Below are 693 nucleotides of genomic sequence, written 5' to 3'. Positions count from 1 at the left end.
AAAATACAATATAAAGAACACGAGTGTTTAACAATACATTGACATATGTCATCTGGGCCCGTAGCTCAGACTGGGAGAGCGCCGGCTTTGCAAGCCGGAGGCCCCGGGTTCAAATCCCGGTGGGTCCATTTCTTCTATACAAAAATAGAAGATGATTATTTAATATGCAGCTTACGTTTAAGAAGACGTTAAGTGAAGAGATGAAAATTATTTTAATACTAATATAATTAATTTAATAACTTTAATCATCGTTCATATGTACTATCCAGTATAAGCATTGTAAAAAAACATTTTTTAATATGAAGTTCATTACTGGCACTAACTAACTAGAGTATTGATTGAAAAAGACTATGATCTTAAGTAAATTTCTATAGTTAATTAGATGTTTGTGTAAATAATGAAGAATAGTATTTTAGACTAGAATGGTTTACTTATAAATATGATAAGATTTGCTTATATTTTGCTTTGTTTGAATTGTTAATATCTACTACAGATAGGAAAACAAATATATAATTGTTTTTTTGTCGCTAACATATAACATGAAATTTTGTGTTATACTTATGCCATCTGGGGGATGGCTAGGCTCAAGATTAACTTATGAAGGTCGTGGCAAGCTGCGATAAGCCTTGGCGAGGAGCATGCATCCGTTGAACCAGGGATTGCCGAATGAGATTCTTAATATCCTTTATCGGA

Annotated in this window: 1 tRNA gene and 1 rRNA gene; both read left to right on the top strand. The window is 32.8% G+C overall.

From position 1 onward, the window contains the following. Positions 1–54 precede the first annotated feature (54 nt). Positions 55–128 (top strand) — tRNA-Ala (locus tag NL43_RS08085). Between the two features lie 418 nt (positions 129–546). Then, positions 547–693: ribosomal RNA gene (locus tag NL43_RS08390) — 23S ribosomal RNA — on the top strand; the annotation flags it as partial.

Origin of the sequence: Methanosphaera sp. WGK6, assembly GCF_001729965.1 — an archaeon.
GTDB lineage: Archaea > Methanobacteriota > Methanobacteria > Methanobacteriales > Methanobacteriaceae > Methanosphaera.
Note: the sequence above shows the minus strand (reverse complement) of the source record. Positions and strands in the feature narration are given on the sequence as shown.